General features: G+C 67.5%; 11 protein-coding genes. 1 reads left to right on the top strand and 10 read right to left on the bottom strand.

What is annotated here, in order from left to right; genetic code table 11:
• From JHC57_RS16485 to fliE, 5 genes are all read right to left on the bottom strand, one after another.
• The coding region (locus JHC57_RS16485) for a FliI/YscN family ATPase (protein WP_294031323.1) at positions 1-1,109 on the bottom strand (1,109 nt) is incomplete at its 3' end.
• Positions 1,106-1,705 (bottom strand): FliH/SctL family protein, encoded by a 600-nt coding sequence (locus JHC57_RS16480; RefSeq protein WP_294031322.1) that lies wholly within the window; start codon positions 1,703-1,705, stop codon positions 1,106-1,108. The genes JHC57_RS16485 and JHC57_RS16480, both read right to left, overlap by 4 nt.
• A complete protein-coding gene (gene fliG, locus JHC57_RS16475; RefSeq protein WP_294031321.1) occupies positions 1,698-2,729 on the bottom strand; it encodes a flagellar motor switch protein FliG in 1,032 nt (343 codons plus the stop codon). The genes JHC57_RS16480 and fliG overlap by 8 nt, the downstream gene beginning before the upstream one ends.
• Complete coding sequence (fliF, locus tag JHC57_RS16470) at positions 2,722-4,389, bottom strand: flagellar basal-body MS-ring/collar protein FliF (RefSeq protein ID WP_294031319.1); 1,668 nt, start codon at positions 4,387-4,389, stop codon at positions 2,722-2,724. The genes fliG and fliF overlap by 8 nt, the downstream gene beginning before the upstream one ends.
• Positions 4,390-4,392: 3 nt before the next feature.
• Positions 4,393-4,734: a flagellar hook-basal body complex protein FliE gene (fliE, locus tag JHC57_RS16465; RefSeq protein ID WP_294031318.1), complete on the bottom strand. Its 342-nt coding sequence runs from the start codon at positions 4,732-4,734 to the stop codon at positions 4,393-4,395.
• A gap of 248 nt (positions 4,735-4,982) precedes the next feature.
• On the opposite strand from fliE, the gene JHC57_RS16460 reads away from it, so the two are divergent.
• Positions 4,983-5,861 (top strand): flagellin, encoded by an 879-nt coding sequence (locus JHC57_RS16460; RefSeq protein WP_294031317.1) that lies wholly within the window; start codon positions 4,983-4,985, stop codon positions 5,859-5,861.
• A 208-nt stretch (positions 5,862-6,069) separates the two neighbouring features.
• Here the strand turns inward: JHC57_RS16460 and JHC57_RS16455 are convergent, their stop codons facing one another.
• The 5 genes from JHC57_RS16455 to JHC57_RS16435 all read right to left on the bottom strand — a co-directional run.
• On the bottom strand, positions 6,070-9,357 hold the full coding sequence (locus JHC57_RS16455) for an error-prone DNA polymerase (protein WP_294031315.1): 3,288 nt from the start codon (positions 9,355-9,357) through the stop codon (positions 6,070-6,072).
• Positions 9,354-10,892, bottom strand: a complete 1,539-nt coding sequence (locus JHC57_RS16450; RefSeq protein ID WP_294031314.1) for a DNA polymerase Y family protein — start codon at positions 10,890-10,892, stop codon at positions 9,354-9,356. The genes JHC57_RS16455 and JHC57_RS16450 overlap by 4 nt, the downstream gene beginning before the upstream one ends.
• Entirely contained in the window at positions 10,795-11,583 is a 789-nt protein-coding gene (locus tag JHC57_RS16445; RefSeq protein WP_294031313.1) for a hypothetical protein, read from the bottom strand. The genes JHC57_RS16450 and JHC57_RS16445 overlap by 98 nt, the downstream gene beginning before the upstream one ends.
• Before the next feature lie 82 nt (positions 11,584-11,665).
• Positions 11,666-13,069, bottom strand: a complete 1,404-nt coding sequence (locus JHC57_RS16440; RefSeq protein WP_294031312.1) for an efflux transporter outer membrane subunit — start codon at positions 13,067-13,069, stop codon at positions 11,666-11,668.
• The coding region (locus JHC57_RS16435) for an efflux RND transporter permease subunit (protein ID WP_294031310.1) at positions 13,066-14,237 on the bottom strand (1,172 nt) is incomplete at its 5' end. The genes JHC57_RS16435 and JHC57_RS16440, both read right to left, overlap by 4 nt.

Genomic DNA, 14,237 nt, shown 5'->3' with positions numbered 1-14,237 from the left:
GGATCGACCGAATCGACCATCGTGCGCGACAGCGAGCGCGCGACGTCGATCGCGGGATAGACGCCCTGTTCGGCGAGCTGGCGCGACAGGATGATATGGCCGTCGACGATCGCGCGTGCGCTGTCGACGACCGGATCGTCGATGTCGCCGCCGTCGGCGAGCACGGTGTAGAGCGCGGTGATCGAACCGCCGGTTTCGCGGTCGATGCCGGCGCGCTCGCAGAGTGAGGGGATCAGCGCGAAGACCGACGGCGGATAGCCTTTCATCGTCGGCGGTTCGCCCAGCGTCAGCCCGATCTCGCGCTGCGCATGCGCGACGCGGGTCAGGCTGTCGATGAGGAGCAGCACCTTCTTGCCCTCGGCGCGAAAGGCTTCGGCGATCGCGGTCGCGCGCATCGCTGCGCGCAGGCGGAGCAAGGGCGGGTGATCGGCGGGAACCGCGACGACGACCGATTTCTTGCGCACCTCGGGGGGCAGCTTGGTTTCGACGAAGTCGCTGACCTCGCGGCTGCGCTCGCCGATCAGCCCGACGACGATGACGTCGCATTCGGTCCCGGCGATCATCTGGCCCATCAGCACCGACTTGCCGACGCCCGAGCCCGCGATGATCGCGACGCGCTGGCCTTCGCCGACGGTGAGCAGGCCGTTGATCGCGCGCACGCCCATGTTGAGCGCGCGGGTGACGCGGCCGCGGCGCAGCGGATTGACCTTGCGCCCGGCGAGCGGCCACTGGAATTGCGACTTGACCGGCGGGCGGCCGTCGAGCGGATTGCCCTGCGCGTCCATGATGCGGCCAAGCAGCGTCTTGCCGACCGGTACCATGCTCGACGCGCCGTGCGGCTCGACCGGCGCGCCCGTGACGAGCGGCTTGTTCATGTCGAAGGGGAGGACGAGGCTGCGGTGCCCGCGAAATCCGACGACTTCGCCATAGACATAATCATTGTCGGCCGACCGGATGCGGACGTTGCTGCCGAGCGGCATCGGGAAACCCGACACTTCGAGCATGATGCCTTCGTGCGAGACGAGCGTGCCGACGCGGCGCGGGCTCGCCTGCGCGAGGTCGACGGGGTCGAGCAATTGCTGCGCGGAGAGGGCGAGGCGGCGCGTCATGCGGCCTCCCTTTCGCCGAGCGCCGAGCGCAGTTCCTCGAGATAGACCGCGCGGCCATGCTCGATCCAGCCGGTCGAGGTTTCGATCCGCACGGTGCCGCGCATCATCGCGGTGTCGCTTTCGATCGCCATCGCCAGCGGCGCGTCGGCAAGCAGTGCGGCATCCTCGGGGTGGACCCAGAGCGTGCGCGCCTTGTCGGCGTCGGCGATCATCGCGGCAGCGGTTGCGACCTGCGCCTCCAGCCATTCGGTGTCGATCGGCGCGGTGGCGACGATCTGGCGTACCAGCCGTTCGACGGTCGTCGCGATCAACTGCGCGAGTTCCTCGCTCGGCTCGTCCTGCAGCGCCTCGGCGCCGGCAAGCAATGCAAGCAGCTGATGGCGTTCGGCGACGAAGGCGGCCTCGGCGAGGCGCTGGCCTTCGGCGAGGCCGAGCGCGAAAGGGTCGTCGAGGTCGGGCTCGTCGAAGCTTGTTTCGACGGGCTGCGGGGCGTGGACCGAAGGCGCGAAGGAAATCGGCCGGAAGCCGCCGCCGCGTGCCATCGCGTCGATCAGGCTGACGGGTGCGAAGCCGGTTTCGGCGGCGCGATCAGACATAGTCGTCGCCTCCGCCCGCGATCATGATTTCGCCGGCCGCCGCCATCTGGCGCACGATCTGCATCACGCTCTTCTGCGCGTCGTCGACATCGATGCGCTTGACCATCGTCATTTCGGCCATTTCGTCGCGGATCGTTTCCGCCGCACGTTGCGACATGGTGGCGAGGCACATGTCGACCATCTCCTCGTCGGCGCCCTTGAGCGCGATCGCGAGCTGGGCGGCGTCGACCGAGCGCAGCACGCTGCTGAGGCTCTTCTTGTCGAGGTCGCGCAGATTTTCGAAGATGAACATCTCTTCCTCGATCGTCTGGGCGAGGATGCGGTCGTGCTTCTTGAGCGAACGGAGCGTGCGTTCGGAAAGCTGTTTCGGCATCTTCTTCATGATCTTGGCGACGTCGCTCGGGCCGCCGATCGCCTGCTTGGCGACGCGCTGGCCGTCGACATTGGCGCTCGCGAGCACCGATTCGAGATCCTCGATCGCGGCGGCGGGAACCGAGGTGAGCATCGCGGCGCGCAGCACCAGATCGGCCTGCAGCACTTCGTCGAGCGTCTCGATCGCACGCGCGGCGACGTCGGGGACGAGCACCGAGAGGATCAGCGCGCCGACCTGCGGATGCTCGCTGGCGAGCAGGCCGCTGATCGCATCGACGTCCATCCAGCGCAGCATCTCGAGCGACGCGGCGCTCCGCTGCGGCGCGACGGCGGCAAGGATATTGTCGGCGCGGACATTGCCGACGGCTTCATTGATCACGGTGCGGATGCGCGTGTCGGCGCCGATCGCAAGCGCGCTGACGTCGCGGCTGCGCGTCACGAAGCGATCGAGCGCCTGCCCGATCTGCTGCTCGCTGGCATTGGCGGTGTCGAACATCGCCTTGGCGAGCTGGCGCACCTCGTCGGGATCGAGCTGTTTCAGGATCGTCGCGGCTTCGCTTTCGTCGAGCAGCATCAGCAGGATCGCGGCGGCCGCCGATCCTTCGATCGCGGGCAGGGCGGGTACGTTATCGAGTTCGGCGACCTCAGGCACGGGCGCCCTCCTGCATCAGGTGGCGGACGACGAGCGCGGCGCGCGCCGAGTCCTGACGGACGAAGGCGCGGACGAGGTTGGCACGCGCTTCATAGCTCGGCGCCTGCTCGATCATCTCGAGCGTGATTTCGCGGCCGCCCTGACCATTGCCGAGCGCGGGACGGTCGGTTGCGGCGAGCAAGGATTGTTCGAGCGCCTGATTCTGTTCGGCGCGCGCGGCGGCGCGCTGCTTTGCGGCGCGGATCATCGGGCGGCCGATGAAGAGGAAGGCGAGCAGCGCGGCGAGGATCGCGCCGACCTGCTTGATCAGCGGCATGAACCAGCCCTGGTCGTAGAAAGCGGGCGCGGTGTCCTCGACCGGCGCGAAGGGACGCTGGTTGATCGCGACAAGGTCGCCGCGCGTCGCGTCATAGCCGATCGCGCCCTTCACGAGGCTGTCGATCTTGGTGAGGTCGGCCTGCGTCAGTGCCTTCTTGCCCTGATTGAGCGCGACTGCGACCGAAACACGGCGCAGCTTGCCCTGCGGTGAGTGCGTCACCGAAATCTCGCGTCCGACTTCATAAGCACGCGCGGCGTTTTCGTTGCTCTCGATGCCGGGCGCCGGCGCCGCGCCGGGCGGGACCGTCTGCGGGCCGTTGGCGGTGATCTGCGTCGCCTGCGGCGGCTGGTTCGACAGCGCGCCGGGGATGCCGACCGCCGGTGCGCTCTGGCCGCTGGTCGAACGCGTGATCTGTTCGCTGGTGAGCGCGCGGTCATTCTCGGGGAAGCTTTCGCGCGTCGCCTGGCTTTCGGACATGTCGACGTCGGCGTGGACCTCGACCGTGTAATTGCCGGTGCCGAGCATCGGACCGAGCAGCGTATCGAGCGCGCGGCGGAAGCGATCCTCGACCTGCAGCTGAAGCTGGAAGGCTTTCATGTCGCTGCCGGTCGCGGTGTCGGACAGCAGCGCGCCGCGCTGGTCGATCACCGACACCTGATCGGCGTTCATGCCCGGAACCGACGAGGCGACGAGAAAACGGATCGCCTGCACCTGTCCGTCGCTCAGCGAGCGGCCGTTCTGGAGAGTGAGCATCACCGAAGCGGTCGCGGGCTTGTCTTCGCGGACGAACAGGCTCGGCTCGGCGGCGGCGACATGGACGCGCGCGCTCCTGACCGCGTCGATCGTCTCGATCGTCCGCGACAGATCGGCTTCGCGCGCCGAACGCAGGGCCTCGCCCTCGATCGCGCGGCTCGACCCCATGGGCAGCGATGCGATCAGGCTGTCGCCGCTCGGCGCCGCCTTGGGCAGGCCCTGTCCGGCGAGCGCGATGCGCGCCTGATGCAGCTTGTCGGCATCGACGGTCAGCGCGCCGGTCGACGCGTCGATGCTGTGCGCGATGCCCTGCGACTGGAGCGCGTCGGCGACCGCCGCCTTGTCGGCATCGTCGAGCCCGGCGAACAGCTGGGCCTGCGGCGCCGCCTGCATCGTGAACCAGGCAAGCGCGGCGATACCGATCGCGGAGGTCATTGCGACGGCGGGCAGCGCGCGCTGCACCGCCGGCTGGCGGATGAACCCGGTCAGCGGAGCAAGGCGGCCCCCGAAAGCGGGGGCGGGAAGGCGATTGGCGGACCCGTCGTCGATAGCGTTGGGGACGGGAGTCAGGATTTGGGCTTCGGCCATGGATTACACCGGCATGTTCATGATGTCGCGGTACGCGGACAGCAGCTTGTTGCGGACTTGCAGGGTGGTTTCGAAGCCGAGCGAGGCTTTCTGGCGCTCGATCATCACGCTGACGATGTCGTGCGTATCGCCGCGTTCATAGGCTTCGCTGATCTGGCTCGCCTTCGACTGCTGGGCATTGACCTGCTGCAGCGCATGGTTGATCGCGGCGCCGAAATCGGGCGCGCCTTCGGCGTTTGCGCCGCCGCCGATACCACCACGGCCCGCGGCGCGCTGCAGCGCCTGGTTCTGATTGAGGATCGAACTGCGCATCTGCAGCAGCCGGCTCGGGTCAATCGTGCTCATTGCTTTTTCATCCGTCCTGATGGCGGCGATGTGCCGCACGCAAGGGACAATGCAAAACGCGTGCCAAAAATATTAATGGCTTGATTTCAGTGTGTTGGATGGAGCCCCCGTGGTCGATTAGGCGGTTTCGGCGTTTTTTTGACGGGGCGCACTTAATCGCCTCCGCGCTGCGCCGTTACTGCTTTCCGTGACCGCTCCTCGAGCCCTCACATCACGGGAATGGCCATCGAGGCCGGAAAGGAACAAAGATGACTGTCATCAACACCAATGTGAGCGCGCTGCGCGCCCAGAACAATTCGCGTGTCGCGAACCAAATGCAGTCGCAGGCGATGGAACGCCTGTCGAGCGGCAAGCGCATCAACAGCGCCAAGGACGACGCCGCCGGCCTCGCCATCGCGACCCGCATGGATGCCAGCGCCCGCGGCCTGACCCAGGCGATCCGCAATGCCAACGACGGCATGTCGCTGGCGCAGACCGCCGACAGCGCCGCCGGCAGCGTTGCGGACATCCTCGTCCGTATGCGTGACCTGGCGATGCAGGCTGCGACCGGCACGCTGAGCGACGAAGATCGTGCGCTGGTGCAGGAAGAAGTCACCGCGCTGATCTCGCAGATCGGCGACGTCACGACGCGGACGACCTTCAACGGCAACTCGCTGCTCGACGGCTCCGTCGCCGCCGGTTTCGACATCCAGACGGGTCTCGACGCGGGTCAGGTCGTCAACATCACGATCGGCAACCTTCAGGCTGACGCGATCGGCACGATGGAGGATGCGGATAGCGATCCGGACACCCCCATGACGGTCGTCAGCGGTTCGGCGGTTTCGGACATCGATCTTTCGACTGCGGCGGGCGCTTCGGACGCGCTGGCGATCCTCGACGGTGCGATCAACACGGTCGCGACCGAACGCGCCAACCTCGGTGCCCAGCAGAACCGCCTGTCGTCGGCTGTCGACAATTTGACGTCGAGCGTCACGAATCTGTCGGAATCGAAATCGCGTATCGAAGACGCCGATTTCTCGGTCGAATCGACGAACCTCGCGGCCGCCGGTATCCTGGCGCAGGCATCGACCGCGATGCTCGCCCAGGCGAACCAGAGCTCGCAGGGCGTGATGAACCTGCTTCGCTAAGTTTCGCGAAAATTTCAGGCTATATTCGGTTGGTCCCTTAGATAGCCTGATCCGATGCCCCGGCCCCCACAGCCGGGGCATCATCGTTTTTGCGAAAGTGCGGCACCGGCCCGCTCCCCGACCCAACTTCCCACAGGATAGCATGTTTCGGGAAGTTGGGTCGGGGAGCGGGCCGGTGCCGCTTACGGCGTCAGCTGGAAAACACGCTTCAATGGAAATCCCGCGACCTGGGCAGGATCCGCACATTGCGCGGATGTCCGTGCCGGGCCGCATCGCCGCGCGGCAGTTGCGGATGCCTGACCTCGTCGGCGCGGCAGACGTCGGGATCGAAGCGCTGCTCGCTTCCCAGCGTATCGAGCATCGCCGTCCGGTCGATGATCCGCGTCGCCATCAGGTGGATGACCCCCTCCTTGCTTCGCTGCACCTCGCCCTCGGCGAGCATCAGTCGTGACGCCATGACGGCACGGCGCTGGCGTTCGAAATGGCGCGCCCACAGCAGGATGTTGACGATCCCGCCCTCGTCCTCGAGCGTGATGAAGATCGCATTGCCCTTTCCCGGCCGCTGGCGGATCAGCACGACGCCCGCGGTGCGGACCATCGAGCCGTTTTTCGCGGCGGCGACCTGTGTGGCGCTCAGCACGCCCTCGCGTTCGAAGTCGGCGCGCAGGAATGCCATCGGATGGCCTTTCAGCGACAGCCGCGTCGTCTGGTAATCGGTGAGCACATGCTCGACCATCGGCGTAGGCGGCAGCTGCGCATCTTCTTCGAACCCCAGCTCATTCGCCTCGGCCGCTCCGAATAACGGCAGCACCCCCTGCCGCACCCGCCGCGCGTCCCACAGGGCCGGGCGCCGTTCGAGTCCCATCGACCGGCAGGCGTCGGCATCGGCGATGAGGCGCAGCGCGCGCGAAGGCAGGCTGGCGCGGCGAGCAAGCTCCTCGACCGAGGCGAAGGGCGTGGTGCGCGCGTCGGCGATCTGCTTCGCCCACTCCTCGCGAAACCCGTCGACCTGCCGGAAGCCGAGCCGGAGCGCGAGGCTGCCGTCGCCCGTCCGTTCGAGGCTGTTGTCCCAGCCGCTCGCATTGACGTCGACCGCGCGCACCTCGACCCCATGCTCTCGCGCATCGCGCACGAGCTGCGCGGGGGCATAGAAGCCCATCGGTTGTGCGTTCAAAATCCCGCAGGCGAAGACAGCCGGATGGTGGCATTTCAGCCACGACGATACGTAAACGAGCTTGGCGAACGACTGGGCATGGCTTTCGGGAAAGCCATAGCTTCCGAACCCCTCGATCTGCTTGAAGCAGCGCGCCGCGAAATCGGCCTCATACCCGCGGCGCACCATGCCACCGATCATCTTCTCCTTATATTGGTGGATCGTCCCGACATTGCGAAAGGTCGCCATCGCCCGGCGCAGGCCGTTGGCTTCATCGGGGGTGAAGCCCGCCGCGACGATCGCCAGCTTCATCGCTTGCTCCTGAAACAAAGGCACGCCTTCGGTTTTGCCCAGCACATCTTCCAGTTCATTGGATTCCGCGCCTGCGCGCAGCGGGAGTTCGGGCTTCTCCTCCTTGTTGCGCCGGCGAAGATAGGGGTGGACCATGTCTCCCTCGATTGGCCCGGGTCGGACAATCGCTACCTGAATGACCAGATCGTAGAGCTTTCTGGGGCGCAGGCGCGGTAACATGTTGATCTGCGCGCGGCTTTCGACCTGAAAGACGCCTATGCTGTCGCCCTTGCACAGCATGTCGTAAACGTCCGAATCCTCCTCCGGAACGTTCCTGAGGTCGTGATCGCCCAGGTCGTGCAGCCGCATCAGATCGAAGCATTTGCGGATGCAGGTCAGCATCCCGAGCGCGAGCACATCGACCTTCATCAGTCGCAGTTCATCGATGTCGTCCTTGTCCCATTCGATGAAGGTGCGGTCTTCCATTGCGGCATTGTGGATCGGCACCGTCTCGTCGAGCCGGTCCTCGGTCAGCACATAGCCGCCTACATGCTGCGAAAGATGGCGCGGAAAGGTCAGCAGCTGCGCGACGATCCATTGCAGTCGGGCAATATCGTCCAGTTCGGGATCGAGACCGGCTTCGACAAAGCGTTCGACCGGCATCTCGCCGCCCCAGCTGCCCCACGTCGTGTCGGCGAGCCGCTGCGTGATATCCTCGCTGAGCCCCAGCGCCTTGCCGACCTCGCGCACCGCGCTGCGCGGCCGGTAATGGATCACCGTTGCGGCGATGCCCGCACGCCGCCGCGTGTAGCGACGGTAGACATATTGCATCACTTCCTCGCGCCGTTCATGCTCGAAGTCGACGTCGATGTCGGGTGGCTCGCGCCGTTCTTCCGACAGGAAGCGGGTGAAGAGCAGATTGTTCGCGACCGGATCGATCGAGGTGATTTCGAGCAGGTAACAGACGAGCGAATTGGCGGCCGACCCGCGTCCCTGGCAAAGGATCGGCGGCTCCTGTGTCCGCGCGAATTTGACGATGTCGTGTACGGTCAGGAAATAGCAGGCGAAATTGCATTTGCGGATAAGGGCGAGCTCCTCGTCGAGCACCTCTCGCCAGCGTTTCGGTAGCCCACCGGGATGCAGTTTATTCGCGGCATCCATCACCATATGTTCGAGCCAGCTTTGCGGCTCCCATCCTTCGGGGACCGGCTCATGCGGATATTCATATTCCAGATCTCGCAGCGAGAAGGAAATCCGGTCCAGAATCTTCAGGCTCTCGTCGACCGCTTCGGGGCTGTCGCGAAACAGGCGGCGCATTTCCCGCTGCGGCTTCAGATGGCGCTCGCCGCTGGCGCGCAGCAGGCGGCCGGCGTCATTGAGGTTCGTGCTCTCGCGAATGCAGGTGACGACGTCGTGGAGTGGTCGTTGTTCGCGCGTGGCATAGAGCGCGTCGTTCGTCGCCAGCATGGGAATGCCGACACGGCCTGCCAAGGCGTCTAGCCGGGAGAGGCGACGGCGATCGCTGCCGCCTCTTGGCATCGTCGCGCCGAGCCATAACGAGCCCCGTGCGACCTTGGCCAAGCGACGCAGGATCGATTCATCCTTTTCGGACGCCATCGCGATCAGGATCATATCCTCGCAGTGAATCAGCAGATTCTCGAGCTTCATCACGCAATCGCCCTTCGTAGTGCGGCGATTGCCGATAGTGAGCATCCGCGTCAGCCGGCTCCAGCCATGGCGCGTGGTCGGATAGGCGATGATGTCGGGGGTGCCGTCGTCGAACACAAGCCGCGCTCCGACGACGAGCTTTATATCGGGCAGGTCAATTCCGTCTTCTGTGGCAGCCTCGCGAAGCTTGCGCAGCCCGGTCAGTGCCCGCACCACCCCCGCGACGCTGTTGCGATCGGCGATGCCGATGCCTTTCATGCCGAGGTTTATCGCCTCCGCCACCATCTCGTGCCGATGCGAAGCGCCGCGCAGGAAGCTGTAGTTCGTCGCGGCGACCAGTTCGGCGAAGCCGGTTTCCGGGCCGGTTTCGGGGGTGTCGCTCATGCGAAAACCCCGTGGATATACCAGCGCGGGTCGGGTTTTTCGTCGTAAAGCCCGTGGCGGAAGAGCCAGTAGCGGCGACCCTGTGCGTCCTCGACACGGTAATAGTCGCGCGTCAGGCCGCCATTGTCGCGGCGGCGCCACCATTCGGCGGCGATGCGCTCGGGGCCTTCGTAGCGGCGGATCGCGTGGAAGGCGCGGCGCCAGCGAAAGCGCTGCGGCGGGCCGTCGGGAACCTCGGCGATCACCTCGATCGGCTGCGGCGGGTCGAAGAGATGGAAGGGCCGCGTCGGCGGCTCGCCCGGTTCGGGCGCCTGCCAGGGCAGCGGTGCGGGCGCGTCGATCGCGGGCAGTTCGAGCTGCGCCTGTTCGGGAATATGCGTGTCGGCGGGGCGCAGCCGCCGCACTCGCCCGCGCCCGAGCCGCGTAGCGAGCCGGTCGGCGAGCTCGTCGATCGCGGCCTCCTTCACCGCACCGCCCTCGAGCCTGAGCTGGCTCGCGCCGAGCGCCTCGAGGCGCGGGATCGCGAGGCGGATCATGTCGAAGCCGAAGCCGGGGTCGAGCGGGTCGGCGAGCCCGTCCATACGCTCGGCGAACAGGCGCATGACGAGGCCGGCGTCGCGTGTCGGATGTCCGGTCTCGATCGCGATCGTCCGCGCGAGGCCATCGCTGCGAAAGAAGGTCGCGCGGAAATGGCGCCCACCCTTGCCGCGCCCGCCGAGATCTTCGATCGCTTCGCCGGCGAGTTCGGAAAGCACTTTCACCGCGTGCGCGCTGCTGCCGAGCGGTTCGGCGAACCGGCGTTCGGCGACCACCGGCGGCGGCGTGATGCGCGGGTCGAGCGGGCTCGGCGCATCGCCCGATATCCGGCGCAGCGCCATCGCGGCGTCGGCGCCGAAGCGCGCGGCGAGATTCGCCATCGGCCGGCTCGCGAGGTCGCCGATCGTCTTGAGGCCCGCGCGGACGAGCGCGGTCGTCGCCTCGGCTTCGAGTTCGAGCGCGGCGACGGGCAGGCGGCGGATCGCTTGCGCCTCGTCGGGGGCGGGACGCGCCTGATAGCGCGCGAGCGCGCGCGCGGCGTCGGCGGTGGGGCCGAGCGCATGGCGCAGCGTCATGCCGAGGCGGATGAAACGCATCTCGACGTCGGCAACCAGCCCGGCCTCGCCGTCATACAGATGTTCGGCGCCCGCGATGTCGAGGATCAGCCCGTCGGGGGCGTCGAGCGCGACGAGCGGCGTATAGCGCGCGCAGCCCTGCGCGAGCCGGTCGAGCCAGTCCTGGTCGAGCACGGGATCGTGCGCGACGACGGCGAGTTCGCCGATCTGCGCGCGCGCATCGGCGAGCGGCATGCCGGGACGCAGCCCGACCGCGAGCGCCGCCGGATCGACGCTCGCGAGCCGCATCGCGCCGCGCTGCTTCTCGGCGAAGACGAGCGGGGCGTCAGGCGGCCGCGGCGCCGTGCGAAGCCATCGCTCGGCGGGCAGGAAGGGGAAGAAGAGCGCCAGATAGCGTCGTTTCCCCGAAACTATGTTCGTCATGGTTCCAGTCCAGTCGCCAGCGCGTCCCCGCAGGGCCGCCGCGCCAGCGCAGCAGTTCGAGGTCGAAGGCGGGCGCGCCGGGAGCATTGGCTTCGAGCGCGTGCGAGGCGGCGGCGGTGACGCCCCAGCGCGTTTCGGCGACGCTCGGGGCCGGCACCGCATTCAGGCGAAGCATCAGCAGCGTCGTCCCCGCATCGCGTGCGCCGAGCGCAAGCCGCCGTCCCGCGGTGAGGTCGAGCAGCGGAAACTTGCCCCAGCTTTCGACGATCACCGCCGCCGAGCCCGCGCAGCGGATCGCGTCGTTCGCGCAGGCGAGCAGCATCTTCGGGTCTGCCGCCTCGACGAGCAGCAGCCGGTCGGGGTCGCCGCCGAGTTCGGCGATGCCGGGCGCATAGATATGCCCGCTGCGCCTGCCGGCGTCGCTCGTACGCAGCCAGATCAGCGGCGCCTTGCCCGGGGTTCGCAGCGCCACCAGCGCGGCGAAGGCGGCGGCGCTGGTCGCATCGAGCGCGTCGGCGGCGAAAAATTCATGGGTGCGTCCGACCGCGAGCCCGCCGCCGACCGCCTCGTCGAAGCGCGCGTGCCCGCTCGTCAGCCAGCCCTCGGCCGGGCGGCTTTCGAAACCGCCACTGGCGGCTATCCGGGCGATGCGCTGGCGCAGCCCGGCGAGAGGGTGAATCGACTCGCGCATCTTTTGTTCCTGATATGTTCTATTAGCGCTTTCGGGATGGCGCTTGTCAAGAAGGCTCAGGAAAGAATGCGACTATAAAGGGTTAGCGAGGTCCGGTCGGAGTTCCCGCGCCGCTGTCACCGCCCAGGGCACGGAACAGCGCGATTCGCGTGCTGACGAGCAGGAGCTGCGTCCCGATCTCGCTCCGCCGCGCCGAATAGAGGCTGCGCTGCGCATCGAGGCTGGAGAGGAAGCTGTCGACCCCGCCTTTGTAGCGCGCGTCGGTCAGCGTCGCGGTATCGCTCGCGGCTTCGGTGTTCGCGGCAGCGGCGCGTACGCGTTCCGAAATCGTGCCCTGCACCGCGAGCGCGTCGGCGACCTCACGGAAGGCGGTCTGGATCGCGCCCTCATAGCCCGCGAGCGCGGCGTCGCGCTGCGCTTCGCTGACCGCGACCCCGGCGCGTCGGCCGCCGGCGTCGAAGATCGTTGCCGTCGCATCGCCGCCCGCGGACCAGCTGAACGACCCGCTGTCGAACAGGCTGGAGAGCGCGTCGCTCGCGAAACCGAGGAGCCCGGTGAGCGAGATCGACGGGAAGAGCCGCGCGCGCGCGACTCCGATATCGGCGTTGGCGGCGCGCAAATCATATTCGGCCTCGATCACGTCGGGGCGGCGCAGCAGGATTTCCGAGCTGACCCCGGCGGGCAGCGCGACGACCGAAGGCGTGACCTCGGTCAGGCTCGCGGGCAGCAGCGCGCGGTCGATATCGCCGCCGACGAGCAGGCGGATCAGATTCTCGTCCTGCGCGAGCGCGGTCCTTTGCTGCGCGATCGAATCCTCGGCGGTCGCCAGGATCTGCTCGGCCTGGCGGAGATCGGTGCGCGGCGCGACCCCGCCGTCGAGCCGCGCCCGGGTCAGCCGTACGCTTTCGCGCGCATTGGCCGCCGTATCCTCGGCGATCTTCAGAAGGTCGCGGTCGGCGCCATAGGTCGCCCATGCCTCCGCCAGATTGGCGATCAGCGCGAGCCGCACGGTGCGCGATGCCGCCTCGGTGGCGAGTGCGCGGTTGCGATCGGCCTCGGTCGCGTTGGCGAGGCGCCCGAACAGGTCGAGCTCGAAGCCGGTGATGCCGCCGCGCAGCGAGAAATCTCCACTGCCGTTTCCGGGGCCATTGTCCGAATAGCCCGCGCCCGCGCTCACCCCGAGTTCGGGGAATTGCGCCGACCGCGTGACGCGCACCTGCGCGCGCGCTGCGGCGACATTGGCGTAAGCGACGCGCAGATCGCGGTTGTTGACGAGCGCCTGCCCGGTCAGCGACTGGAGCCGCGGATCGGTGAAAACGCTTTTATAGGAGAGGATCGGCAGTGCCGCCTCGCTCTGGAGCAGATAGGCGTCGCCAACGGGCCAGCTCTGCGGGACGGGCGGCGCGGGCAACACCGTCTTCGGCGCGAGCGAGCAGCCGGCGAGCGCCAGCGTGCCAGCGAGGAGGAGGGACCGGGCGCGGATCATGCCGGCACCTCGGCCGCGCCATCGTCCTTCTTCTTGCCGAAGCGCGCGCGCGCCGCCGCGAGACCGTCGCGGACGCCGCGGCGGACGAGGACGAAGAAGAGCGGGATGAAGAAGATCGCGAGGAAGGCCGCGGTGAGCATGCCGCCGATCACCGCGGTGCCGATCGCGACGCGGCTGTTCGCGCCGGCGCCGGTCGCGATCGCGAGGGGCAGCACGCCGAAGATGAAGGCGAAGCTCGTCATCAGGATCGGACGCAGGCGGATACGCGCGGCTTCGACCGCCGCCTCGATCACACGCTTGCCCTTGCGTTCCTCCTGCTCGGCGAACTCGATCATCAGGATCGCATTCTTCGCTGCGAGCCCCATCGTCGTGAGCAGGCCGATCTGCAGATAGACGTCATTCTCGAGCCCGCGCAGATTGACCGCGAACACCGCGCCGATCAGCCCCAGCGGAATGACGAGCAGCACCGCCAGCGGGATCGACCAGCTTTCGTACAGCGCGGCGAGGCAGAGGAAGACGACGAGCAAGGACAGGCCATAGAGCAACGGCGCCTGGCCGGAGGAGAGGCGTTCCTGGTAGGAGGAGCCCGACCAGGCGACGCTGGTACCGGGGATTTCGCCCGCCATGCGCTCCATCTCGTCCATCGCCTCGCCCGAGCTGGTGCCCGCCGCAGGCTGGCCCGAGATTTCGAAGGCAGGCACGCCCTGGAAACGCGAACTGCTGCTCGGTGTCGTCGACCAGCCGGTCTTGGCGAAGGCCGAGAAGGGCGACATTTCGCCGTCGGCCGAACGGACAAACCATTGGCCGAGGTCCTCGGGTTTCGAGCGATAGGGGGCGTCGCCCTGCACATAGACGCGCTTGACGCGCCCCTTGTCGATGAAATCGTTGACGTAGCGGCCGCCCCACGCGGTCGCGAGCGTCGCATTCACATCGGCATTGTCGATGCCATAGGCTGTCAGCCGCTGCGTATCGACGTCGATCTTCAGCGTCGCGACATCGGGCAGGTCGGACAGGCGTACCGACGTCAGCTTCGGATTTTCGTTTGCCATTGCGAGCAGGCGGTCGCGTGCTTCGGCGAATTCGGCGCGGCTCATCCCGCCGCGGTTCTGGAGTTGCATCGTGAAGCCCGACGAATCGCCGAGGCCGCGCACGGCGCCGGGGACGAGCG

The sequence above is a fragment of the Sphingopyxis sp. genome (genome assembly GCF_016463645.1).
Classification (GTDB): domain Bacteria; phylum Pseudomonadota; class Alphaproteobacteria; order Sphingomonadales; family Sphingomonadaceae; genus Sphingopyxis.
Note: the sequence above shows the minus strand (reverse complement) of the source record. Positions and strands in the feature narration are given on the sequence as shown.